General features: G+C 71.5%; 20 protein-coding genes, 1 other RNA gene and 1 pseudogene. 6 read left to right on the top strand and 16 right to left on the bottom strand.

Annotated features, from left to right (window positions below; translation table 11 throughout):
* Entirely contained in the window at nucleotides 1-1,476 is a 1,476-nt protein-coding gene (pntB, locus tag ACFY3C_RS29655; protein WP_390772914.1) for a Re/Si-specific NAD(P)(+) transhydrogenase subunit beta, read from the top strand.
* 186 nt (nucleotides 1,477-1,662) lie between these two features.
* Here the strand turns inward: pntB and ACFY3C_RS29660 are convergent, their stop codons facing one another.
* From ACFY3C_RS29660 to ACFY3C_RS29670, 3 genes are all read right to left on the bottom strand, one after another.
* Nucleotides 1,663-2,256: a tyrosine-protein phosphatase gene (locus ACFY3C_RS29660; protein ID WP_390772915.1), complete on the bottom strand. Its 594-nt coding sequence runs from the start codon at nucleotides 2,254-2,256 to the stop codon at nucleotides 1,663-1,665.
* Nucleotides 2,257-2,430: 174 nt separating this feature from the next.
* Nucleotides 2,431-2,979 carry a hypothetical protein gene (locus tag ACFY3C_RS29665; RefSeq protein WP_390772916.1) on the bottom strand — a complete coding sequence of 183 codons (549 nt, stop codon included), beginning with the start codon at nucleotides 2,977-2,979 and terminating at the stop codon, nucleotides 2,431-2,433.
* Between the two features lie 111 nt (nucleotides 2,980-3,090).
* Nucleotides 3,091-4,503, bottom strand: a complete 1,413-nt coding sequence (locus tag ACFY3C_RS29670; protein ID WP_390772917.1) for an FG-GAP repeat protein — start codon at nucleotides 4,501-4,503, stop codon at nucleotides 3,091-3,093.
* A gap of 280 nt (nucleotides 4,504-4,783) precedes the next feature.
* Between ACFY3C_RS29670 and ACFY3C_RS29675 the strand changes: the two genes are divergently transcribed.
* Nucleotides 4,784-5,689 (top strand): tetratricopeptide repeat protein, encoded by a 906-nt coding sequence (locus ACFY3C_RS29675; RefSeq protein ID WP_390772918.1) that lies wholly within the window; start codon nucleotides 4,784-4,786, stop codon nucleotides 5,687-5,689.
* Nucleotides 5,690-5,742: 53 nt separating this feature from the next.
* Here the strand turns inward: ACFY3C_RS29675 and ACFY3C_RS29680 are convergent, their stop codons facing one another.
* From ACFY3C_RS29680 to ACFY3C_RS29710, 7 genes and pseudogenes are all read right to left on the bottom strand, one after another.
* Nucleotides 5,743-6,420, bottom strand: coding sequence for a DUF429 domain-containing protein (locus ACFY3C_RS29680; RefSeq protein ID WP_390772919.1), 678 nt, complete (start codon nucleotides 6,418-6,420; stop codon nucleotides 5,743-5,745).
* Between the two features lie 40 nt (nucleotides 6,421-6,460).
* Nucleotides 6,461-6,865, bottom strand: an RNA gene (rnpB, locus tag ACFY3C_RS29685) — RNase P RNA component class A.
* Nucleotides 6,866-6,983: 118 nt separating this feature from the next.
* Nucleotides 6,984-7,763, bottom strand: a pseudogene (locus ACFY3C_RS29690) (DMT family transporter); the annotation flags it as partial.
* Between the two features lie 26 nt (nucleotides 7,764-7,789).
* Entirely contained in the window at nucleotides 7,790-8,608 is an 819-nt protein-coding gene (locus tag ACFY3C_RS29695; protein WP_390772920.1) for an AraC family transcriptional regulator, read from the bottom strand.
* Between the two features lie 26 nt (nucleotides 8,609-8,634).
* Entirely contained in the window at nucleotides 8,635-9,216 is a 582-nt protein-coding gene (locus ACFY3C_RS29700) for a TetR/AcrR family transcriptional regulator (protein WP_390772967.1), read from the bottom strand.
* 4 nt (nucleotides 9,217-9,220) lie between these two features.
* Nucleotides 9,221-9,631 carry a DUF4260 family protein gene (locus ACFY3C_RS29705; protein ID WP_390772921.1) on the bottom strand — a complete coding sequence of 137 codons (411 nt, stop codon included), beginning with the start codon at nucleotides 9,629-9,631 and terminating at the stop codon, nucleotides 9,221-9,223.
* Between the two features lie 120 nt (nucleotides 9,632-9,751).
* Complete coding sequence (locus ACFY3C_RS29710) at nucleotides 9,752-10,372, bottom strand: TetR/AcrR family transcriptional regulator (protein ID WP_390772922.1); 621 nt, start codon at nucleotides 10,370-10,372, stop codon at nucleotides 9,752-9,754.
* A 47-nt stretch (nucleotides 10,373-10,419) separates the two neighbouring features.
* On the opposite strand from ACFY3C_RS29710, the gene ACFY3C_RS29715 reads away from it, so the two are divergent.
* The gene (locus ACFY3C_RS29715; RefSeq protein WP_390772923.1) at nucleotides 10,420-12,030 is read left to right on the top strand and encodes an FAD-dependent monooxygenase; all 1,611 of its coding nucleotides are present in this window, start codon (nucleotides 10,420-10,422) and stop codon (nucleotides 12,028-12,030) included.
* Between the two features lie 135 nt (nucleotides 12,031-12,165).
* Here ACFY3C_RS29715 and ACFY3C_RS29720 read toward each other — a convergent pair whose 3' ends face one another.
* Nucleotides 12,166-13,599, bottom strand: coding sequence for an RNB domain-containing ribonuclease (locus tag ACFY3C_RS29720; protein ID WP_390772924.1), 1,434 nt, complete (start codon nucleotides 13,597-13,599; stop codon nucleotides 12,166-12,168).
* A gap of 88 nt (nucleotides 13,600-13,687) precedes the next feature.
* On the opposite strand from ACFY3C_RS29720, the gene yaaA reads away from it, so the two are divergent.
* Entirely contained in the window at nucleotides 13,688-14,479 is a 792-nt protein-coding gene (yaaA, locus tag ACFY3C_RS29725) for a peroxide stress protein YaaA (RefSeq protein ID WP_390772925.1), read from the top strand.
* A gap of 103 nt (nucleotides 14,480-14,582) precedes the next feature.
* On the top strand, nucleotides 14,583-15,230 hold the full coding sequence (locus ACFY3C_RS29730; RefSeq protein WP_390772926.1) for a bifunctional 4-hydroxy-2-oxoglutarate aldolase/2-dehydro-3-deoxy-phosphogluconate aldolase: 648 nt from the start codon (nucleotides 14,583-14,585) through the stop codon (nucleotides 15,228-15,230).
* On the opposite strand, the gene ACFY3C_RS29735 is transcribed toward ACFY3C_RS29730, so the two are convergent.
* Genes ACFY3C_RS29735 through ACFY3C_RS29745 form a run of 3 tightly spaced genes read right to left on the bottom strand, consistent with a single transcriptional unit; the run spans nucleotide 15,202 to nucleotide 18,137 of the window.
* A complete protein-coding gene (locus tag ACFY3C_RS29735; protein ID WP_390772927.1) occupies nucleotides 15,202-16,527 on the bottom strand; it encodes a bifunctional RNase H/acid phosphatase in 1,326 nt (441 codons plus the stop codon). The genes ACFY3C_RS29730 and ACFY3C_RS29735 overlap by 29 nt on opposite strands.
* Before the next feature lie 12 nt (nucleotides 16,528-16,539).
* Nucleotides 16,540-17,283 carry a zinc ribbon domain-containing protein gene (locus ACFY3C_RS29740; protein ID WP_390772968.1) on the bottom strand — a complete coding sequence of 248 codons (744 nt, stop codon included), beginning with the start codon at nucleotides 17,281-17,283 and terminating at the stop codon, nucleotides 16,540-16,542.
* A gap of 14 nt (nucleotides 17,284-17,297) precedes the next feature.
* Nucleotides 17,298-18,137, bottom strand: coding sequence for a Nif3-like dinuclear metal center hexameric protein (locus tag ACFY3C_RS29745; RefSeq protein WP_390772928.1), 840 nt, complete (start codon nucleotides 18,135-18,137; stop codon nucleotides 17,298-17,300).
* A gap of 188 nt (nucleotides 18,138-18,325) precedes the next feature.
* Between ACFY3C_RS29745 and ACFY3C_RS29750 the strand changes: the two genes are divergently transcribed.
* Nucleotides 18,326-19,504: a hypothetical protein gene (locus ACFY3C_RS29750; RefSeq protein WP_390772929.1), complete on the top strand. Its 1,179-nt coding sequence runs from the start codon at nucleotides 18,326-18,328 to the stop codon at nucleotides 19,502-19,504.
* Between the two features lie 343 nt (nucleotides 19,505-19,847).
* Here ACFY3C_RS29750 and ACFY3C_RS29755 read toward each other — a convergent pair whose 3' ends face one another.
* Together ACFY3C_RS29755 and ACFY3C_RS29760 are read right to left on the bottom strand one after the other, a co-directional pair.
* Nucleotides 19,848-20,789 (bottom strand): 3-oxoacyl-ACP reductase, encoded by a 942-nt coding sequence (locus ACFY3C_RS29755; protein WP_390772930.1) that lies wholly within the window; start codon nucleotides 20,787-20,789, stop codon nucleotides 19,848-19,850.
* Between the two features lie 12 nt (nucleotides 20,790-20,801).
* Nucleotides 20,802-21,881 carry a Zn-dependent alcohol dehydrogenase gene (locus ACFY3C_RS29760; RefSeq protein ID WP_390772931.1) on the bottom strand — a complete coding sequence of 360 codons (1,080 nt, stop codon included), beginning with the start codon at nucleotides 21,879-21,881 and terminating at the stop codon, nucleotides 20,802-20,804.
* Nucleotides 21,882-21,901: the final 20 nt, after the last annotated feature.

Below are 21,901 nucleotides of genomic sequence, written 5' to 3' on the forward strand. Positions count from 1 at the left end.
ATGAGCGTTTCCGCCATAGCCACCGCGGCGTACGTCATCGCCGCGCTGCTCTTCATCCTCGGCCTCGCCGGACTGTCCAGGCACGAGAGCGCCAGGCAGGGCTGGACCTACGGCGTCGCCGGCATGGGCGTCGCCCTGGTCGCCACGATCGTCTACGTCATCAAGAGCGGCCACGACCAGGTCGGCAGCAACAGCACGCCGGGCATCGTCCTGATGTTCGTCGCCGTCGTGGTCGGTGGTGTGATCGGCCTGTGGCGTGCCCGGATCGTCGAGATGACCGGCATGCCCGAGCTGATCGCGCTGCTGCACTCCTTCGTCGGTCTGGCCGCCGTGCTGATCGGCTGGGTCGGCCACCGCGAAGGCGTGCTGGCCGGCGAGCCGGTCGAGTCGCCGATCTCACTGTGGAACATCCACAACGCCGAGATCGCCATCGGCATCTTCATCGGCGCGGTCACCTTCACCGGCTCGATCGTGGCCAACCTCAAGCTGTCGGCGAAGATCAAGAGCGCCCCGCTCATGCTGCCGGGCAAGAACCTCATCAACGTCGGCGCGCTCGTCGTCTTCGCCGTGCTGACCGTGCTCTACATCGTTGTCTCCCACGACAGGACCGACAGCACGGCCACGATTGTGCTCGCCCTGATCACGCTGGTCGCCCTGGCGCTGGGCTGGCACCTGGTCGCCTCCATCGGCGGCGGTGACATGCCGGTCGTGGTCTCCATGCTCAACAGCTACTCCGGCTGGGCCGCGGCGGCCTCGGGCTTCCTGCTCGACAACGACCTGCTGATCGTCACCGGCGCGCTGGTCGGCTCCTCGGGCGCGTACCTGTCCTACATCATGTGCAAGGCCATGAACCGGTCCTTCACCTCGGTCATCGTCGGCGGCTTCGGCATCGAGGCCAAAGCCGCCGAGAACACCGAGCACGGTGAGCACCGCGAGATCTCGGCCGAGGAGACCGCCGAGCTGCTGGCCTCTGCGTCGAGCGTGGTCATCACGCCGGGCTACGGCATGGCTGTCGCCCAGGCGCAGTACCCGGTCGCCGAGCTCACCCGCCTCCTGCGCGAGCGCGGTGCCGACGTCCGCTTCGGGATCCACCCCGTCGCCGGGCGGCTCCCCGGGCACATGAACGTGCTGCTGGCCGAGGCGAAGGTGCCCTACGACATCGTGCTGGAGATGGACGAGATCAACGACGACCTGGCCGAGACCGACGTCGTCCTGGTCATCGGCGCCAACGACACCGTCAACCCGGCCGCGGCCGAAGACCCCGGCAGCCCGATCGCCGGCATGCCGGTGCTCCGGGTCTGGGAGGCGAAGGACGTCGTAGTCTTCAAGCGCTCCATGGCCACCGGCTACGCCGGCATGCAGAACCCGCTCTTCTTCCGGGACAACTCCCAGATGCTCTTCGGCGACGCCAAGACGAAGGTCGACGAGATAGTCGGAGCGCTCTCCCTGGCCCGGGCGCAGCGCGCTGCGGCGTAGGTCAACAGGCACTTCGGTCACTCCAACGCATGCGTGACAGCCGCACTCACAGATCCTCAGGGCCCGGCAGCCGAAGGCCGCCGGGCCCTCAACACGTCGCTGTTGACTCCGCAATGCCACCCGCGCTCACCGAGCATGCCCCATCCCCTGAAGCGACTTTCGCTGTCGGTTGCTTCGCACGGGAGCTCAGCCCGTACTCAGCCGTTGCTTCTCCCTCGCCGGGCTCACCCAAGTCCGGCTCGAACGGATCATGATCGAACGGGCACGGGAACGCCTGATCGCCTCCGGGATGTCCTCCGCCTTGCCGCCTCCGAGCATGGCCTGCTGGTACACCGGGTCCTTGCTGCGGACGACCTGCCCGATGAAGGCGAAGAGGCTGGTGTCGTCGACGGGCTGAGGGACGGAGGCGACACCTTCGGGGAGCCGATCGGTTCCATCGGCCTGCACCTCGATGGCGGTACGAAGGTCGATGACGCTGCCGAGCCGCAGGTCGGCCAGGGCGGTGACGCCCTCCGGAGGAATCTTGGCCAGACTCTCGGACCGGTACAGCACACCCCATCGGGTGGTCTTCCCGTCGTAGGTGCGGTAGCCGCCGGTGTCGCGGGCGTTGACGGTGCCGGGGATGGTGAGAAGGCGCTGGGTGGAGAGGAACTGGGGCTGGGAGCCGTGCGCCGTCCGTGCGTGGGCCGCCGTCATCGCCTGCGCGGTGCCGGGGGCGAGGGGGCCGGCTAGGGCCGGCGCGAGGGCGATTGCGCTGGCCGCGCGGGCTTTGGGTCTCATGTGAGTGCCCCTTCCTGGAAGCAGGGGGGCGAAGCTAGCGCTGGGATCTTGAGAGCGGAATACGGATGCTCATGGAACGCCTGGACGTACGAGTCTCCGCCTCGCAAAGCGGGCAGAGCCTCTGTCATCTCTCCTGGTACTCCAGCCGTAGATCGTGACTGGGCTGGTGTTGGCTCATGCTTTCCTCGGCTTGCGGGGCTTGGCCCAGTTGCCGTGCGGCCGGTTTCGTTCCTGGGCAAGCATCGCTGCGTCGAACTGAGCCTTGCTTGTGACGGTTCGCGGTTCGGGTTCGAGCACGGCCGCACTTGCTCGCCACGGGGCGGCCGAGGCCCAGCCGACGAGGGGCATGGTCTCGTTGTAGTGGGGTGCGAACCGTGCAGCGATGAGTGCCGGCATCCGGTGGTTCAGCCCCCGCACATGCTCGATGAACGCCTCGGGAAGCGAGAGGTGGTGTGTCTCCACGTAGTGCGGGAAGTCCTGGCGCCAGAGCCAGGTGCCGTCGGTCACCAACGACGAGCAGCCGAGGGAGTGGCGGTGCGCACTGCCGGTGATGACGTCGTGGCCCGCTTCCATGACGTCGATGAGGATGTGGCCGGCATCCAGATAGGCCACAAGGTCCGCCTCGTCTGGCTCGCCGAAGGGCCGGACGGCGTCGCGGATGGATCCGTTGGGCCGACCGGGGAGGTTGTCGAGTTCGTCGTAGAAGCCCAGCAGTCCCAGCACCGTATGTCCTCTCATCCACCCGGAGCCCGGGGTTGAAACACCAGCCCTCGTCGGACGGGGCGCGGCGGGCAGAGCTGTTCTCGGGCTCTGCTGGAGCCTCAGCGGTCGGCCTCAGCCGGCGAGGCGGACGCCGAACAGTGGGGAGCCGGAGGTGGAAACGCCGGTGCCGGAGGCGCTGATACCGGGCGTGCCGGTGGCGCTGGGATCGTTGTTGCCGCGGAAGTAGACGGCCGCCCCGTCGCCCGCGTTCTCGTCGGGTACGCCGACGAGCAGGTCCCATTGCAGGTCGTTGTGGGTGTCGGCCAGGTGGAGGGAGCTGCCGAAGTGGTCGCCGGTCTCGTCGTTGCCCGGAACGTTGGGGGTGCTCTGGGCGAAGAACCGGGCGGACGTGCTGCTGTCGGCCCCGATGGCGTCGAAGCCCTTCTCGCCGCCGAAGACGAGGGTGACCGCGCCGGTGCCGGTGGCGCTGCCCAGGCTCTCGCCGGGGGCGCCGATGGCGAGGAGCTGGGAGCCGTACCCGTGGGACGCCGCGACCTCCAGGGAGGCGCCGAAGCGGTCGCCGGGTTCACTCGTGTCAGGAATGCTGGGCGAGTCCTGCGTGACGGTGTACGAGACGGTGGCGGACGGGCCCTTCGCGTCGCCGTTGAAGACGCGGACGGCGCCGCCGCCCTCGTTCGGGGCGCCGAGCGCGATGTCCTCGTAGTAGTTGTTGTCGAAGTCGCCGATCGCGACGGAGGTGCTGGTGGGCAGCTTGACGGTGCTGGCCGGGCTCAGGCCGGTGGCGGAGCCGAGCGCGTAGTACGTGCTGGCGCCGGTGACGACGATGTCGGCGATCAGGTCCTCGCCGCCGAAGTTGCCCGAGGCGATGGCCGTCGGGGCGCCCGTGACCGAGGCCGGCGGTACGAAGCGGTAGCCGCCGCCGTGGCCGCCCGCCTTGGTGAAGCCGCCGCGGTAGACGTCGATCGTCGGAATGTTCGAGCCGATGGCCAGGTCCGGCTTCTGGTCGCTGTCGACCAGGGCGGCGAGGACCCGGCCGAACTTGTCGTGGGAGGCGGGCGCCGGGTCGGCGACCGTCACCCCGCTGGTCAGGCCCGCATCAGAGCCCCACAGGATGGCGACCGCGCCGCCGTCGACGTCGGTGCCGACGTCCTCGCCGGGGGTGCCGACGGCGAGGTCGGCGTAGCCGTCGCCGTTGAAGTCCTGCGCCACGACGGCGTCGCCGAAGCGGTCACCGGCCTCGGCCCCGCCCGGGACACCGGGGCTGTCCTGGCTGATGACGGTACGCCGGGTGTTGTTGGGATCGGTGGTTCCGCCCCACAGGATGACGACCTGCCCGGCTGCGGACTTGCCGGCCACGTACGCGCCGGGGGCGGAGACCGCGATGTCGCGGTAGCCGTCGCCGTTGAAGTCGCCGGGTACGTTGGATCCGGCGGCGGTGGCGGAGCCTGCCGTGACGGTGAGCAGCCCGCCCGTCAGGGCCGCGGCGGCGGCGATGGCCAGGGTTCTGCGGAGGTGCTGGGACACGCTGAGTCTTCCTGCTTGGTGCATACATCGAGAAGGGGGAGCCGCCCGTGCCGACCGGAGGTGACCTCGTCCCGGCGGTACGCGGCGGTTGAGCGATCAAGGAGACCCGTGGCCGGGAGCAAAGGTTGTACGAGGGATTCGCGCGCGGCGATGCCGTGATGGACGGGCCGGCCGACGGCCGGATCAGGGATACCCTCGGGCGGTGTCGAACAGGTCGGTAGCAGCCGGAGTAGGTCTCGCGCGGGTCATGGCGCATTGCGGAGGCAGCCCAGCGGCAGCCGTGCACCACTTGGCGGGTGCCATCGCCTCCGCGCCGGAGGACCCCGAGCCCTACACGGTTCTTGCCGAGTTGTGGAGGGACAAGCCGTCGGAGCTCGCCGAAGTCGTTCAGGATGCCGGCTCCTTGAGGACGGTACTGGCGCAGTCGTACATCAGCTTCCTTGAGGACGACATGGACGGCGCGGCGCTGGCGATCGGATCGGTCACGGGTGTGCGACCCGACATCGCATGGGCCAGAGCCCCCTGGTTCAGCGATGAACGATTTCTCGGTGTGGTGAGTGCCGACGCGCTGGCCGAGGCCGCAATGCGGACGATGGACTACGGCCATGATCTGAACACCGAAAGCACGCGGGAGCGATTCCGGCCCTGGTTCGACGCCATCGACGTGGTCGCTGCCCGCCAGCCGTTGCCGGAGGCGTTGGCCAAAATGGCCATCCTGCTGCGGGCATGCGGTCTCACCGATGCGTCGTTCGCCCTCTGCGACCAGGCGGACTCCGTTGAGCTGATCATGCTGACGGAAGTCGTGCGAGCGGGCACGTGGCGCAAGCTGGGTGATCCTGAACAGACCGTGGCGGCGTTCGAGCGTGCTCTCGCCCTGGACCCGGGCAACTGGTCGCTCTATCTCGACCTGGCCGACGTGCATGCCGAGCAGGGCGACTTCGCCTCTGCGGTCCGACTGATCGATCAGGCGATGAAGTACGAGCCCGCTGAGCCCTCACTTCGCGCGGCCGGGGCTGCCTACCGTGCACGGCTCACCGGCTCACCGGCCGAACTGAGCGAACTCATCGAACTGGCACCGAATCTGCCGAACGACTCGTACCGGGATCTGCTGATCGACCACGCATGTGCTGGTCCCGCCCTGCCTGCCGAGCTCCTGGCTGCGGCCCGCCGCATCCAGAACAGCTGAGGCTGCGCACGCCTCGCCGCACCGCCGGGAGCGCACGCCACCGTGACGGATAGTCAGTACCGGATCTCGACGACGCGCCCTTCCATGTCCACTTCAGGCACCTCAGGAATACGCCCCGCAACCCCCATCGCGATCCGCTGCGCCGACCAGGCCGCCGCAGCGGCATCGAGGACGTCGTCCGCAGGAACGCCATCCGCCTCGCCGAGCTGATCCGGCAGCACAAGCCCGGCTGCGGCCAGCAACTGGCGCCGCGCATTCTGGCCACGCCACGTCTTCTTGGCGTGGCCCAGCGGCACTCCCCCGGCCAGGGCGTAGAAGGACACCTCAGGGTGGACCTCGTGGATCCGCTCGTCGGTGAGCCAGCATGCCCGGGCCTCAAGAAGTTTGGGAGCCAGCGCCCACGCCTGTCGGCTCAGACGGTGACCCGTGAGCTCATGGCACCGATCGCCGGCGGCCACGTAATCCGACTCCAGCCACGCCGGGCGCGGCGCCACGAGGAAGACGCTGTTGCGCCGTGCTCTCAGGAGTGCCCTCGCGCCGAGATCCGCGGCGCGCCAGCCCTTCTCGATCAGGCCCAGCGGCATGTCCACCGCGATCGCCTCTGCCCCGGCGGCACGCTCGATCAGCGCATCGAGTCGGGCGTCCACGAGGCTGCCTGCGAACGTGCCGTCCGTGAGCCTGATGCCTGTCCAGCCCTGCCTGCCGCAGGCGTCGACCCCCAGGACTTCCATCCCGCCTCGTCTCTCGCGCAGGAGGAACAAGAGGAAGAGGCAGACGAGTCGGGCTGTACGCCGGGTTCTGTTCTCCGGGGTCCTCGCGGACCTCGAAGCGACGGCCATCCATCTAGGACCGACGTTGCCGTCGGCCTCGTGCGGTCTACCCGCGGACTCGGGCGGGCAGCCCTCGAACGTCCGCGCAGAGCGCTTTTTACGGCGCTCCTCTTGACCTTGCTCCGGGTGGGGTTTACCTAGCTGCCCAGGTCACCCTGGGCACTGGTGGTCTCTTACACCACCGTTTCACCCTTACCGAGGGCCGAAGCCCCCGGCGGTTTGCTTTCTGTGGCACTGTCCCGCGGGTCACCCCGGGTGGCCGTTAGCCACCACCCTGCCCTGTGGAGCCCGGACGTTCCTCGGGAAGCCCCCTAAGGGGACTCCACGCGGCCGTCCGCCCGGCTCGTCTGCCGTGTCGACCATGGTACCGGGCGTGCGGGGCGGCGTGGGCCGGCGGTCGCCGTGGCCAGTACCGAGCCCGCCAGGATCAGGGTGAAGGCGACCAGGATGCCGGAGGTCAGCGGCTCGTTCAGGAACAGGGCTCCCGCCGCCACCGCCACCGCCGGGTTGACGTACGTGATGACCGTGGAGCGGGTCGGGCCGACCTCCTTGATCAGTTCCAGGAAGGCCACGAAGGCCAGCGCCGTGCAGATGACGCCCAGGCCGGCGAGGGAGGCCAGGACCTGACCCGACGGTACGGCGGGCGGCCAGGTGGCCGCTGCCGCGGGGGCGTAGACCAGGGCGGCCAGGGTCAGGCACGGGGCCGTGAGCTGGAGGGTGGGGACGTCCTTCAGCCACCGCGCGGCTATCAGCGGGGCCGTCGCATAGCCGAGGACGGTCAGCAGGACCTCGCCGAGCGAGCGCGCGTCGCCGCCGGTGAGGTGGGGAACGGTGAGGACCGCCACGCCGGCGAGGCCCAGGGCCAGGCCTGCGGCACGCCGCACGCCGAGGCGTTCTGCGTCGCCGAAGAATCGGGCCAGGAGGACTCCGACAATCGGTACGCCTGCGATCAGCAGGCCCGCCGTGGAGCTGGACAGGTGCCGTTCGGCGTCGGTGAGGGTGAACCACGGGCCGATGATCTCGATGCACGCGAAGGCCAGCATGGGGCGCCAGTGCGTGCGGACGACACGGATCAGGCTGCCCTGGCGGATCGCGAACGGGAGCAGGAGGAGCGCGCCGAGCGCACAGCGCGTGAACACCACCATGGCGGGGGACAGGTCGCCCACCGCCACCTTGATCATCAGATAGGGAATGCCCCAGACCACTCCCATCAGGGAGAACAGGAACCAGCCGCGTGCAGTCATGGGGTCGAGTTTCGGTCGTCCCCGCGTCAGGTGTCTTGAACGCTGTTGCGGTACGCCGCCGGGGTCACCCCCAGTACGCGGCGGAACCAGCGGGTCAGGTGCGCCTGGTCCGCGAAGCCCACCAGGCCCGCCACCTCGGCCGGGCGCAGTCCGGCCTCCAGCAGGGTGCGTGCCCGCGTCACCCGGTACTGAGCAAGCCAGGCGTACGGGGGTACCCCCATCGTCGTACGGAAGGCCCGTAGGAGCTGGTAGCGGGAGAGGCCGAGGTCGGCTGCGAGGAGGGACAGGGAGGGTGGGGACGTCAGTTCGTCTGCCAAGCGGTCGCGGACCGTCAGGGCGAGGGTGGCGGCGCCTGGGATGTGGTGCGAGATCGGTCTTGCCGTGGAGTGGCGGTGGGACAGGGCCGTCAGGAGCCAGGGGAGGCGGGATTCGACTTCCAGGGGGTCGGGGCACCTGCTGAGTTCCGTGTGGGTCGTGCGCAGGACCCTGGCCAGTTCGGGGTCCTCCAGGAGTGGTTCGCGGAAGTGCGGGAAGGTGCCGACGGTGCCGTCCGCCAGCAGGGACGGCTCCGCATACAGGGCTCGGTAGGCGTAGCCGTCGGTGGGCGTGCCGGGGCCGCCGGTGTGCATCTCGCCCGGTTCGAGGACGACGATCGTGCCGGGGCCGGTGCGGATGTGGCCGCCGCGGTAGTCGATCACCTCGGAGCCGCCCACGCAGACGCCGATCGTGTACTCGTCGTGGGCGTGCGGGGCGTAGGTGTGCCGGTGGAAGTTCGCGGTCAGGAGGTCGAGCGGGGGGCCGCAACGGCCCAGTCGCGCTCTCGTCCACAGCGCCTGTTCCGCCATCGCCCACTCCCCTGCCGTACTCCCTGCTAAGGGTGCAACGCCTTCAGGCCCCGCTTCCATGCCGCGTCCAGGTCGGCGTCGGCCGGAAACCGGCCGTGGATCTCCAGGATCACCATGCCGTGGGCAAAGGCCCAGACCGCGCGGGCCAGGTCCAGGTCGCCGGCGCAGGCCCGCAGCAGTGGCAGGGCGGCCCGGTCTTCGAGGCCTTCGGGGAGTTCGGTGCGCGGGAGGGGCTGTTCCGTGGCCAGGCAGTACAGGTGCGGATGTGCGAGGGCGTAGGCGCGGTAGGCCTCGGCCAGCGCTTCCAGGGAGCCGGGCGTGTGAGCCTCCGCCGCCTCCAGGGCCTCCGCCGTCTCCAAGGCCTCCGCCGCCTCCAGAGCCTCCGCCGCTTCCAAGGCCTCCGCCGCCTCCAAGGCCGCGGCCGATTCCGTCAGCATCTGTGCCGTCAGCTCGACCTCTACGGCGTGCTTGTCGGGGAAGTGCTTGTAGAGGGACGGGGCCTTGATGCCGAGGCGGTCGGCCAGGGCGCGCATGGTGAGGGCGGCGGGCCCGGACTCCTCCAGGAGGGCTCGCGCCGCCGCCGCGATCTCTCGTGCCCTCGGCGTCAGACGCTCAGCCACGCTGGAAGCCCTCCTTCGTCCGCAGTCCGTATCCGAAGGCGCGATCGTACGAGATGTGGGCCAGCCAGCCGCACAGCGCCGCGAAGGCGGGGGCCCAGGTGAAGGGGCCGAACGCGTACGCCGCCATCAGCGCCAGTGGGACCAGGGCCCGGTGCATCGCGTTGTAGTACGGCACCGCGCGCGGCGCCAGTTGCCCCTTCGCCATGTGCGGTGCCTCGTCCAGCGCGACCAGGAAGGTGAGGTCCGGCAGGACGAGGAGGACGAGCGCGAGGGTGCCGGCGAGCCAGCCGTGGTTCATGGCCTCCAGCACCGCGAAGGCGGACCAGAACAGGGCTCCCGCGAGCCAGGCCGTGCGGCGCAGGACGGTGAGGGGCGAGGTGGCGCTCGTGGTCGTGGCGGACATGGCTGCCTCCGGGGTCGTACGGCGCGGGGCCGGATTGGCTAACGTCGTTAGCCATGACGGTATGGCTAACGACGTTAGCCGTCAAGGGGGCGGCGGCCAGGGGTCGACCGAGGGAGTCGGCTAAGGGGTCGTCCGCTCCAGCGTGGCGAACGCGGCCCCCAGTCGGGCGCGGTGGTCCTCCGCGACCTCCTTCACCGGATCCCCGGCCATCAGCCGGCGCGCCGAGGTGACGTACACCGTGCGGTACGCGGCGACCGTCAGGGCGGCCAGCAGGTGCGGGTCGGCAACCTCCGTTTCGGCCAGGGCTGCAGCCAGGGCGGACTCGACCTCCTCGACCCCCTCGCGGGCGCGGGCGCGCAGGGCCGGTGAGTCGATGACGACCCGCCAGAAGTGCACGAACCTCTCCGCCATGCCGCCCAACGGGTGCTGCTCGTCGAGGAGTTGGAGCGCGAGGCGGTGCAGGGCGGCCAGCGGGGGCTCGCCGGGGGTGCGATCGTGTACGGCTGCGGCGAACAGTTCGGCGGCCTCGGGGATGCGGTCGAGGAACAGGTCCTCCTTGCGCGGGAAGTAGTTGAAGACGGTCATGGTGGAGACGCCCGCCTCGCGGGCCACCTCGGCGACCGTCACCGCGTCGAAGCCGCGCTGCGCGAAGAGCAGCGTGGCGATGTCCGAGATCCGCTGCCGCGTCTCCCGCTTCTTGCGCTCCCTCAGAGAAGGCTCTGGACCCCGACCCTTGTTCATGGAAAAACTATAGCCGCTCGAAATTTTTAGTGACTACAGTGAAGCCTATGACGGTGAACGAGAACATGACGACGACGGATTACGACGTGGTGGTGGCGGGCGCCGGGCCCGTGGGGCTCTTCCTCGGCTGTGAGCTGGGGCTCGGTGGGGCCCGGGTGCTGGTCGTGGAGCGGCTGACCGAGGTCGACGAGACGATCAAGGCGGGCGCGGTCAACATCCCGAGCGCGGTGGCGTTCTACCGGCGGGGCCTGCTGCCGGAGATGGCGGCGGTGTGGGAGGCGGCACTGGAACGAATGCGCGCCTTCCGGAAGCAAGGCGACGAAGGCGACCGGCCCCGCATGCCCCCCAAGTTCGCCGGGCACTTCGCCGGGATCATGATGGACCCCGATCTGTTCGACGGCTCCGACCCGCTGTGGGCGGAGGTCGGCCCGGCCGCCGAGGCCGGACTCGGTGTGCCGCAGGCCGAGTTGGAGCGCATCCTCGCCCGGCGGGCCGCGCAGCTGGGCGTCGAGGTGCGCCGGGGCGTGGAGCTGACCGGCTTCACGGCGGACGGGGACGGGGACGGGGACGTGGACGGGGTGACCGTACACATCCGTGATCTTGCGAGTGGCCCCGAGGAGATCCGGGCCGGCTGGCTCGTGGGGTGCGACGGCGGTCGTTCCACCGTCCGCAAGCTCGCCGGGTTCGACTTCCCGGGTACGGACCCGGAGATCACCGGCTACCAGGCGGTGGTGGAGATGGCCGGCACCGAGCGGCTGGGCGCGGGCTGGAACACGACCGACGTGGGGACGTACGTCCACGGGCCCTTCCCGGGTCGCATCCTGAGCGTGGAGTTCGACGGGCCCCCGGCCGACCGGTCGGCGCCCGTCACCGCCGAGGAGCTGCAGGCCAGCCTGCGCCGGGTGTCGGGCGTACCGGAGGTGAGCATCACGAAGGTGGTCACGGCCACCCGGTTCACCGACAACGCACGCCAGGTCACGGACTACCGCAAGGGCCGGGTGCTGCTCGCGGGCGACGCGGCGCATGTGCACTCGCCGTTCGGCGGGCAGGGGCTCAACCTCGGTATCGGGGACGCGATGAACCTCGGCTGGAAGCTCGCCGCCGTGGTACGCGGCCTGGTGCCCGAGGCCCTGCTGGACACCTACACCGCGGAACGGCACCCGCTCGGCGCCTGGGTGCTCGACTGGACCCGCGCCCAGATCGCGCTGATGCGCCCCGACCGGCACGCCCGGGCCCTGCGCAAAGTGGTGACCGACCTGGCCCTGACCACCACCGGCACCACCTACCTGGTCACACAGATCTCCGGGGTCTGGCAGCGGTACGACCTGCCCGGCGACCACCCGCTGACCGGCCGCAGCGCCCCCGACCTGGAACTCGCCGACGGCACCCGGCTCGGCGAGCATCTGCACACCGGACGGGCCCTGCTGCTCGACCTCGCGGACGACTCCGAGCTGCGCGCCCGCGCCGAGGGGTATGGCGAGCGGTTGGACGTCCTGACCGTCGCCTGCCCCGGGCGGACGGACCTGGCCGCGCTGTTCGTCCGGTCGGACGGGTTCGTGGCGTGGGCGGCGGACGGCCATGAGGACGGCAAGGCCCTGCCCGAAGTCCTGGAGCGCTGGCTCGGCGCACCCGCGGACGCCGTCCATCCCGCCGCTTGACCCTGCCGCGACGTCAACGTCTGTACTGGTCCCATGCGGATCGGAGAACTCGCCGCCGCCGTCGGCGTCACGACGCGCGCGGTGCGCACTACCACCGCCTGCACGCCGAGGACCCGGACAGCGTCGTACGGGCCCTCAGGCGGGCGTGAACAGGATCTTCGCCGTGCCCGGATCCGCTCGGGTGAGGCGGACCCGCAGGCGTTCGCCGAGCCGCAGGTGCTCGCCCTCGATCCGGCCGATCACGGCCGGGGACTCCAACTGCACGGCGCCGACGGTCGGTTGGTGCTCGGAGAGGTCCACCACGCAGCCGTCGAAGACGTCTTGGACCCGGTCCTTGAGGAGGGCGGCCTCGACGATGTCGACGCACTCCCGCTCGACCGTGCCCGCGCGCCGGGTGCCGTCGGCCATCTGCTGGGGCAGCGCGTCGAGCGCGGCGAGGACCCAGTCGGGCGGGGTGTGGCCGGCGGCGGCCGCGAGGCAGAGTTCGGTGGCATAGCGGTCGGCGAGGCGGCGCAGCGGGGCGGTGCAGTGGGCGTAGGGGGCGGCGACGGCGGCGTGGGTGGTGATCGCGGGCAGTTTCCCGTCCCGGAAGACGGTGTAGCCCGCGCCGCGCAGCAGGGTCGTGCACTCCTGGAGGAAGGCCGCGTGGCGCGGGTCGTGCGGGTCGAGGGTGCGGATCAGCGCCGCGTACGACACATGGTGCGGCCAGTCGATGTGCAGGGCGACCGCGGTACGGCGCAGCCGGGCCACGGCTCCGTCGGGCGCGGCCGGGAGGGTGCGCAGGATGCCGGTGCCGGTGGCCACCATCAGGTCGGCCGCGGCCATGCCGGTGAGCAGGGAGAGCTGGGCGTTCCAGCCGTCGGCGGGCAGCGGGGCGCGGAAGGCCAGCTCGTAGGTGTGGTCCCGTTCGATGATCTCCTGCTCGGGGACGCCCAGCGAGATGCCGCCGCGCTCCACCTCCAGGCGCTCCCGGGCCTGCCCGATCTCCTTGAGCAGCGCGACCGGTTCCTCCGCCGTGCGGCTGTCGATCTGCCGCTGCACGCCCGCGTAGTCGAGCTGAGCCCGGCTGCGCACCAGGGCCCGGCGTACGTCGACGGCGACGGTACGACCCTCCGCGTCCAGGTCGAGCGTCCACAGCACGGCGGGCCGGGTCCGGTCGGGCAGCAGGCTCCCGGCGCCCTCGCTGAGCACGGTGGGGTGGAGCGGGATCTTCTGGTCGGGGAAGTAGAGGGTGTTCACCCGCTTGTGCGCCTCCGCGTCCAGTGGTCCACCGGGTACGACGAAGGCGGCGACGTCGGCGATGGCGTACCGGACCCGGTAGCCGGTGCCCTGCCGGGAGAGGTGCGTCGCCTGGTCGAGGTCGGTGGAACCGGGCGGGTCCACGGTGAAGAAGGGGAGGTCCGTGGCGTCGTACGACGGCAGGGTGGGCGCCTGCGCCGACCGCTCGGCATCCGCCTCGACCTCGGCCGGGAAGGCGTCCGGTACGCCGAGTTCGGCACGGAGCGCGGCAAGGGCGGCCCGCAGGGGGGCCTTGGGGGCGCCGGTCACGCGGATCCTGCGGCGGGGCATGTGTCGAGCGTAGGTCGAAGGGGCTGGGGCAGCACCCCGTACCCTGGCGCAGAACCGGAGACAGAACCGGAGAGAAGGAGTACCACCCGTGCTTGTCCTGCTGCCGCCCTCGGAAGGCAAGGCGTCCTCGGGCCGTGGCGCCCCGCTGAAGCTGGAGTCGCTGTCCCTGCCGGGGCTGAGCGACGCGCGGGAGGCGGTGCTCGGGGAGCTGGTCGAGCTGTGCGCCGGGGACCCCGAGCAGAACGAGAAGGCGCGCGAGGTGCTCGGGCTGAGCGAGGGGCTGCGCGGCGAGGTCGCGAAGAACGCCGGACTGCGCACGGCCGGGGCGCGGCCCGCCGGGGAGATCTACACGGGTGTGCTGTACGACGCCCTCGACCTGGCCTCCCTCGACGCGGCCGCGAAGAAGCGGGCCGCCCGGTCGCTGCTGGTGTTCTCGGGGCTGTGGGGCGCGGTGCGCGTCAACGACCGCATCCCCTCCTACCGGTGCTCGATGGGCGTGAAGCTGCCGGGGCTCGGGGCGCTGGGCGCCCACTGGCGGACGCCGATGGCGTCGGTGCTGCCCGAGGCCGCCGCGGACGGGCTGGTCCTGGACCTGCGGTCCGCCGCGTACGCGGCCGCGTGGAAGCCGAAGGGCGAGGTGGCCGGGCGTACGGCGACCGTGCGGGTGCTGCACGCGCCGACCCGGAAGGTCGTCAGCCACTTCAACAAGGCGACGAAGGGGCGGATCGTACGGAGCCTGCTGTCGGCCGGAGCCGCGCCGAAGGGTCCGGCCGAGCTGGTGGAGGCGCTGCGGGACCTCGGGTACGTCGTCGAGGTCCAGGCGCCGGCGAAGGCGGGGCAGGCGTGGGCGCTGGACGTGCTGGTGGAGGAGATCCACTGAACCTTCTGAGCCTTTTCCTTCCCTGAGAGCCTTCGCTGAAGGCATCCGGCTGGCGTTGCAATATGTGCAACGCTCTTTGCGCACCCTGCATCGCGTCGGCAGGATGAGCGGCATGGCCTCGTCTGTGCTGGACCTCGCGCCCGTCGTGCCCGTCGTCGTCATCGAGGACGCCGCCGACGCCGTACCGCTCGCCCGTGCGCTGGTGGCCGGCGGGCTGCCCGCGATCGAGGTGACGCTGCGGACGCCGGCCGCGCTGGACGCGATCCGCGCGATCGCCGGTGAGGTGCCGGACGCGGTGGTCGGGGCGGGCACCGTGATCGCGCCGGAGCAGGTGGGCGTGTGCGTGGCGGCCGGGGCGCGGTTCCTGGTCAGCCCCGGATGGACGGACGCGCTACTGACGGCGATGGGGGCGTCCGGGGTGCCGTTCCTGCCGGGGGTGTCGACCACCTCGGAGGTGGTGGCACTGCTGGAGCGCGGACTGCGGGAGATGAAGTTCTTCCCCGCGCAGGCTGCGGGCGGGACCGCCTATCTGAAGTCGCTGGCCGGTCCGCTGCCGCAGGCCCGTTTCTGCCCGACGGGCGGGATCGGGCCCGCGACCGCGCCGGAGTATCTGTCCCTGCCCAACGTCGGCTGCGTGGGCGGGAGCTGGATGGTCCCGGCGGACGCGGTGGCCGCCGGGGACTGGGTCCGGATCGAGGAGTTGGCGCGGGCCGCCGCGGGGCTCAGGGACGTAGGTGGGACGTGTCGTTGAACAGCCGCACGCTCGCGTTGCCGTCCGCGTAGTACGCCACCGCCGACAGGGAGGCCGCGGAGAGTTCCATGCGGAACAGCGACTCGGGCGGGGCGCCCAGGGCGAGGCGGACGAGGGTCTTGACCGGGGTGACGTGTGTGACCAGCAGGACCGTGCGGCCCGCGTAGGCCGCGACCAGCTTCTCCCTGGTGGCCTCCATCCGGGTGGCGGTCTCCGCGAAGCTCTCACCGCCGCCGGTGGGGTGGGCCTCGGGGTCGGCGAGCCAGGCGTTCAGGTCGTCCGGGTGGCGCTCGCGGACCTCGCCGAAGGTGAGGCCCTCCCAGGCGCCGAAGTCCGTCTCCCGCAGGCCCTCTTCGATCGTGACGCCCAGGCCGAGGCGGGCGGCGACGATGCCGGCGGTCTCGCGGGTGCGGGCGAGGGGGGAGGCGAGGATCGCCTGGATCGTGCCTCGCCTGGCGAGTGCCTCTGCCGCTCGGTGGGCCTGCTCGCGGCCCGCGTCCGAGAGGGAGGGGTTGGTGCCGCCGCTGCCGGAGAAGCGTTTCTGGGGGGTGAGGGGGGTTTCGCCGTGGCGGAGGAGGACGAAGGTGGCGGGGGCGCCGAGGTCGGGAGCGGCGCTCCAGCCGGGGGTGCTGGTGCGATGCTGCTCGTCGGGGGTGGCAGGGCGCTGCTCGCTGGGAGGTGCGCCTTTCTCTGGGACGGGCGCCGCCCCAGCGGCACGACTGCCCGCAGCTGCGTCGGCTGCTGCGGCATCGGCTGCACGGCCTTGCGCCATTGCCGCCCGCGCCTTCGCCGCGCCCGCTGCCGCGTCCCCCGGTGGGCCCGAGGGCTCGGGGACGGGGCGCGGGGTGTCCAGGGCAGCCCTGGACTCGGACGGGGACCACTGGCCGCCCTTGACTCCCGCGTCCATGGCCTCGTTGGCCAGGCGGTCGGCGTGTTTGTTCTGTTCGCGGGGGATCCACTCGTAGGTGATCCGGTCCGCGGGGAAGACCCGGCCCGCCTCCGCCGCGAGAGGCTTCATGGAGGGGTGCTTGATCTTCCAGCGGCCCGACATCTGCTCGATGACGAGCTTGGAGTCCATGCGGACGTGGATCCGGGCGGTGGGGTCGAGGTCGTGCGCGGCGCGCAGGCCGGCCAGCAGGCCCCGGTACTCGGCCACGTTGTTCGTGGCGATGCCGATGTACTCCGCGGTCTCCGCCAGGGCCTCCCCCGTCGCCGCGTCGATCACCACGGATCCGTAGCCCGCGGGCCCCGGGTTGCCCCGCGACCCGCCGTCGGCCTCGACGATGAACTCCCGCACCGCCCCGGCCCCTTACAGACCCGACTCGGCCGTACGCACCAGGATGCGGCGGCAGTTCTCACAGCGGACCACCGTGTCCGGCGCCGCCGAACGGATCTCGTTCAGCTCGGTGATGGCCAGCTCCTGGCGGCAGCCCTGGCAGGTGCGGGCGTACAGCTTGGCCGCGCCGATGCCGCCCTGCTGCTCGCGCAGCTTGTCGTACAGCTTGAGCAGGTCCGCGGGGACGGAGGCGGCGATGACCTCGCGCTCCTTGGTCACCGAGGCGACCTCGCCGTCGATCTCCTCGAAGGCCGAGTCCCGGCGGGAGCCCGCGTCGTCGATCTTCGACTGCACGGACCCGACCCGCTCGGTCAGCTCGGTCACCCGCTCCTGCGCGCCCTCACGGCGCTCCATGACCTCGAGGACGACGTCCTCCAGGTCGCCCTGGCGCTTGGCGAGGGAGGTGATCTCGTGCTGGAGGTTGGACAGGTCCTTCGGCGAGGTCACGGCGCCGGAGTCCAGGCGCTGCTGGTCGCGGGCGGCGCGCTGGCGCACCTGGTCCACGTCCTGCTCGGCCTTGGTCTGCTCGCGGGCGCAGTCGCTCTCCTCGGTCTGCGCGGCGACCAGCAGGTCGCGCAGCTGCGTCAGGTCCTTGTTCAGCGACTCGATCTCGGCGTGCTCGGGCAGCGACCTCCGCTTGTGTGCCAGCTGCTGCAGGCGGACGTCGAGGGCCTGGACGTCGAGGAGTCGGATCTGGTCGGCGGGCGCGGCGTTCAGTTGGGGGCTCCCGGTTAACTAGTGGTGACGTTGGACGCCGCGTGGGCGGTCCAGGGGTCGGTGACCGTCTTGGACACGTGGACGCGCAGGTCCCAGCCGTGGCGGTCGGAGATCTCGTCGAGCTGTGCTGCGGCCAGCTCGCACCAGGGCCACTCGGTGGCCCAGTGCGCCGCGTCGAGCAGCGCGAGGGGACTGTGGGCCACCGCCTCGGAGGCGGGGTGGTGGCGCAGGTCGGCGGTGAGGAAGGCGTCGACGCCGGCCGCGCGGACCTGGTCGAAGAGGCTGTCGCCGGAGCCGCCGCTGACGGCGACCGTGCGGACGACGGCCTCGGGGTCGCCGGCCACCCGGACGCCCTGGGCGGTGGCGGGCAGCCGCTCGGCGACGCGGGCGGCCAGCTCGCGCACGGTCAGCGGGTGGTCGAGTTCGCAGACGCGGCCCAGGCCCCGGCGGCCCTCGGGGTCGGTCGGGTCCGGCACGAGGGGTCGTACGACGCGGAGGTCGAGCGCGCCGGCGAGGGCGTCCGAGACGCCCGGGTCGGCGGTGTCGGCGTTGGTGTGGGCGACGTGCAGCGCGATGTCGTTCTTGATCAGCGTGTGCACGACCCGGCCCTTGAAGTGCGTGGCCGCGACCGTGGTCGTACCGCGCAGGTAGAGCGGGTGGTGGGTGACGAGCAGGTCGGCGCCCAGCTTCACCGCCTCGTCGACGATGTCCTGCACCGGGTCGACGGCGAACAGGACCCGGGTGACCTCCTGGTCGGGGTCGCCCACGACCGTGCCGACCGCGTCCCAGGACTCGGCCCGCTCGGCGGGCCACAGGTTGTCCAGCGCGGCGATGACTTCAGACAGACGGGGCACGGGGAAAAGGCTACCTGGCCGTTCTGCCGGGCTGTACCGCATCCGCTCCCGCTGGTCCCGCTCAGCACAAACGCCCCGGTCTCCTCAGAGGAATCGCTTCTGCGCCACCCGTATGTGTGAAGCCGGGGCCGGGCGATCCCACGCGTGCGCGTACGAAAACTAGCTTCGTCGCCGGAGGTGACCGAACGATGACTGCCTGTGCGATCGAACCCCCCTCCACCGGCGAGGACGACGGTGTGCCGGGGACGCGGTGTGCCATCACGGCGGACGGTGCGTACGCCGCCCGCCTGGCGCTGGGCGGCGACTCCTGGTTCCCGGAGCGCTGGACCCTGGACGGCCCGGAGCCGTACGCGGTGCCGCTGCCCGGCAACCAGCCGGAGGAGCCCGGCACCCAGGTGCAGCCGATGGCGGACGGGCGGGTGCTGATCCAGCGGCTGGTGGAGCGCCGGCACACGTTCTCGCTGCTGTACCCGACCGGCCCCGGCACCGGTGAGCTGCCGCTGGGCGCGGTGGAGTGCCGGGAGCCGGGCACCCGGCTCGCGCTGTTGCCGCCGGCGCCGGACGGGGTGCGCGCGTACGCCCTCGCGGTCGGTCCGCGTTCGAGCGCGGTGTGGCTGGTGGCGGGCGGGGCCTTCGGGCCCGAGCAGCTGGCGGAGGTGCCGGGGCGCTGCTCGGGCGGGGTCTGGCTGGACCGTGACGGGCGGCTGCTCGCGCTGGACCGGGAACTGGGCGGGCGCACCAAGACGGTCGTGGTCGACCTGGAGCGCGGCGGCGAGATCTCGCCCCTGTTGCAGATCGCGGAGGGCAGCGACGACCGGTTGCTGCTCTGCGAACCGGACAGCGGGCTGCTGCTGATCTCCTCGGACGCGCCCTCCCCCGGGCAGGAACGATTGGGCTGGGGGGTCATGGGCAGCATGCTGCCGGTGCGCTTCCCGGAGTGCCTGCGGCTGAAGGACTGTGCGGTGACGCCCTTCGCGATCCAGCCGGGGCAGGCGCTGATGCCGGAGAGCTGCGCGGTGGCGCTGCGCCTCGACGGGCAGTTCGGCAGCTGGATCGGCATCTGGCGGCCGGCCGGGCGGCAGGTGTGCCATCTCCCGGCGCCCGAGGGGTGGTTGACGGGGTCCGGGTTATGGACACAGGACGGGGTGCTGCGGCTGCCGTTCGCCACCGGGGAAGTCCCCTGCGGCGTGGCGGAGTTGACGGCACCCATGGGGGACGCGGGTCCGGGGGATCCGGTCCGGAACGGCACGGCTGCCGGGGTGCCCGAGGTGCCCTGGGAGGCGGCGGAACCGGATCCTCCGGGACCGGTGGCGGTCCGTCCGGTACCGCTCCAAGAGGCACCTCTCGACGGACTTGTAACGAAGTAGCACCGGTCGGCGTGCCCGCCTGGATTCGGCCCGTGGTGTGGCGGTTACACTCGCCGCGCTGTAAGAGATCTTGTGACGGGGTGAATTCTTCCGATGAGCGACACCAGCACGACTCAGCCGCTGTCTGCCGACTCTGAGAACGCGGCCGGACACGGCCGGCACCGGGGCCCGATCGCGGTGCAGGACAATGAGACGGCGCCGCACGGGCGTCACCGTAAGCCGGCTCAGGAGACCGCCGAGGCGGCTGCCTGACGGTAGTGAGAAAGAGGGGGTGCCCGTCCGACCGGCGGGCACCCCCTCTCTCGTTCTCCCGTTGTGTTCAGCCGTGGTTGAGGCCCGGTCCTCAGCCGCGTTTGAGGCCCAGCACCTCGGCCGCGGCGAACGTCTCCCGCGGCGGCCGCTCCGCGTAGTGCGGGGTGAGCAGCGCGTCCAGCTCGTCGTAGGTGAACGTCTCCTGTTTGCTGTCGAACTTCGCCTGCACCCGCGGCCGTTCCACCACGGCGACCATGCCGCCGTGGACGACGAGCAGCTGCCCGTTGACCCGGGCGGCGGCGGGTGAGGCCAGGTAGCCGACCAGCGGGGCGACATGCTCGGGGGCGAGCGGATCGAGGCTGCCCTCGTCCGGCTCCTGGAAGCCCTCGAAGACGTCCGCGGTCATCCGGGTCCGGGCGCGCGGGCAGATCACGTTGGCCGTGACGCCGTACTTGGCGAGGGCGAGGGCGGTGGAGGTGGTCAGGCCGACGATCCCGCCCTTCGCCGCCGCGTAGTTGGGCTGTCCGGCGGAGCCGGCCAGGAACGCCTCCGAGGAGGTGTTCACGATCCGCCCGTACACCTCCGCCCCGGCCGCCTTGGCGCCATCCCGCCAGTGCGCGGCGGCGAAGTGGGTGGTGTTGAAGTGTCCCTTGAGGTGGACGCGGATCACCGAGTCCCACTCGTCCTCGGTCATGGAGAAGATCATGCGGTCGCGCAGGATGCCCGCGTTGTTGACGAGGATGTCCAGCTTGCCGAACTCGGCGATCGCCAGGCCGACGAGTTCCCGGGCCTGCCGGAAGTCGGCGACGTCTCCGGTGTGCGCGACCGCCCGGCCGCCGCTCTCGCGTATCTCGGCGGCGACCTCCGCGGCGGGCCCGGCCGAGGCCTGGCCGGAGCCGTCGCGGCCCGGCTGTCCGTAGTCGTTGACGACGACGGCCGCGCCGAGCCGGGCGAGTTCGAGCGCCTCGGCCCGGCCGAGACCGCGCCCGGCGCCGGTGACGACGGCGGACAGTCCCTCAAGTGGCAGTGGCATTGCGGTCCGTCCTCAGATCTCGATGCACGTACGCAGGGCCGTCCCGGTACGCATCTGGTCCAGGGCCTCGTTGATCTCCGCCAGCGGCACCCGGTGGGTGATCAGGCCGGCCAGGTCGACGCGGCCCGCGCGCCACAGGGCGATGGTGCGCTCGTAGGAGCTGAGGACGTCCCCGCCGCCGTACATGGACGGCAGGATCCGCTTCTCGTCGAAGAACAGCTCGAACATGTTGAGCTGCAGGAAGTCGTCCATGGCGCCCGCGCCGACCACGACGAGGGTGCCGCCGCGCCGGGTGTTCTCGTACGCGGTGCGGGCGGTGGCGGACCTGCCGACGACCTCGAAGACGTAGTCGAAGCCCTCGCCGCCGGTGACCTGTTGCTTGGCGTCGGCCAGCTCCTGAGGCGAAACGGCCTTCGTGGCACCGAACTTCAGCGCGGACTCGCGCCGGGAGGCGACCGGGTCCACGGCGACTATCTCGGCGGCGCCCTTGAGCCGTGCCCCCTGCACCGCGGAGATGCCGACGCCGCCGCAGCCGATGACGGCGACCGACGAACCGGCCTCCACGTCCGCGGTGTTGAGGGCGGCGCCGAGTCCGGTCGTCACCCCGCAGCCGATGAGGGCGGCGATGTCGAAGGGCACGTCGTCCGGGATCGGCACCGCGCAGCCCGCGTCCACGACGACCTCCTCGGAGAAGGTGCCAGTGCCCGCGAAGCCGAAGACATCACCGCCGCCGGAGCGCTTGAAGTTGGGGGTGCCCGCGTTCATGAACCCGGCCAGGCACAGCTCGGTCTGGCCGCGCTTGCAGGCGGGACAGGCACCGCAGGCGGGCAGCCAGCAGATGACGACCCGGTCGCCGGGCTTCAGGCGGGTCACGTTCTCGCCGACTTCGAGGATCTCGCCGGCGCCCTCGTGACCGGGCACGAAGGGGGCCGGCTGGGGCAGCACCCCGTTCATCGCGGACAGGTCCGAGTGGCACAGTCCGGTGGCCCGCACCCGGACCCTCACCTTGCCGGGGCCAAAGCCCACCGCCTCGATGTCGTCGAGGATCTCCAGCTTTTCCTGGCCGATCTCGTGCAGTACGGCTGCGCGCATGGTGCGGCTCCCCTCGGAGG

This window comes from Streptomyces sp. NPDC001410, from assembly GCF_042895235.1.
Lineage (GTDB): Bacteria > Actinomycetota > Actinomycetes > Streptomycetales > Streptomycetaceae > Streptomyces.

Coding starts and splice junctions, on each gene's coding strand:
- pntB (WP_390772914.1), top strand. CDS start 1: ATGAGCGTTTCCGCCATAGCCACCGCGGCGTACGTCATCGCCGCGCTG.
- ACFY3C_RS29660 (WP_390772915.1), bottom strand. CDS start 2,256: ATGAGACCCAAAGCCCGCGCGGCCAGCGCAATCGCCCTCGCGCCGGCC.
- ACFY3C_RS29680 (WP_390772919.1), bottom strand. CDS start 6,420: ATGGAAGTCCTGGGGGTCGACGCCTGCGGCAGGCAGGGCTGGACAGGC.
- ACFY3C_RS29695 (WP_390772920.1), bottom strand. CDS start 8,608: ATGGCGGAACAGGCGCTGTGGACGAGAGCGCGACTGGGCCGTTGCGGC.
- ACFY3C_RS29705 (WP_390772921.1), bottom strand. CDS start 9,631: ATGTCCGCCACGACCACGAGCGCCACCTCGCCCCTCACCGTCCTGCGC.
- ACFY3C_RS29710 (WP_390772922.1), bottom strand. CDS start 10,372: ATGAACAAGGGTCGGGGTCCAGAGCCTTCTCTGAGGGAGCGCAAGAAG.
- ACFY3C_RS29715 (WP_390772923.1), top strand. CDS start 10,420: ATGACGGTGAACGAGAACATGACGACGACGGATTACGACGTGGTGGTG.
- ACFY3C_RS29720 (WP_390772924.1), bottom strand. CDS start 13,599: ATGCCCCGCCGCAGGATCCGCGTGACCGGCGCCCCCAAGGCCCCCCTG.
- ACFY3C_RS29730 (WP_390772926.1), top strand. CDS start 14,583: ATGAGCGGCATGGCCTCGTCTGTGCTGGACCTCGCGCCCGTCGTGCCC.
- ACFY3C_RS29750 (WP_390772929.1), top strand. CDS start 18,326: ATGACTGCCTGTGCGATCGAACCCCCCTCCACCGGCGAGGACGACGGT.
- ACFY3C_RS29755 (WP_390772930.1), bottom strand. CDS start 20,789: ATGCCACTGCCACTTGAGGGACTGTCCGCCGTCGTCACCGGCGCCGGG.
- ACFY3C_RS29760 (WP_390772931.1), bottom strand. CDS start 21,881: ATGCGCGCAGCCGTACTGCACGAGATCGGCCAGGAAAAGCTGGAGATC.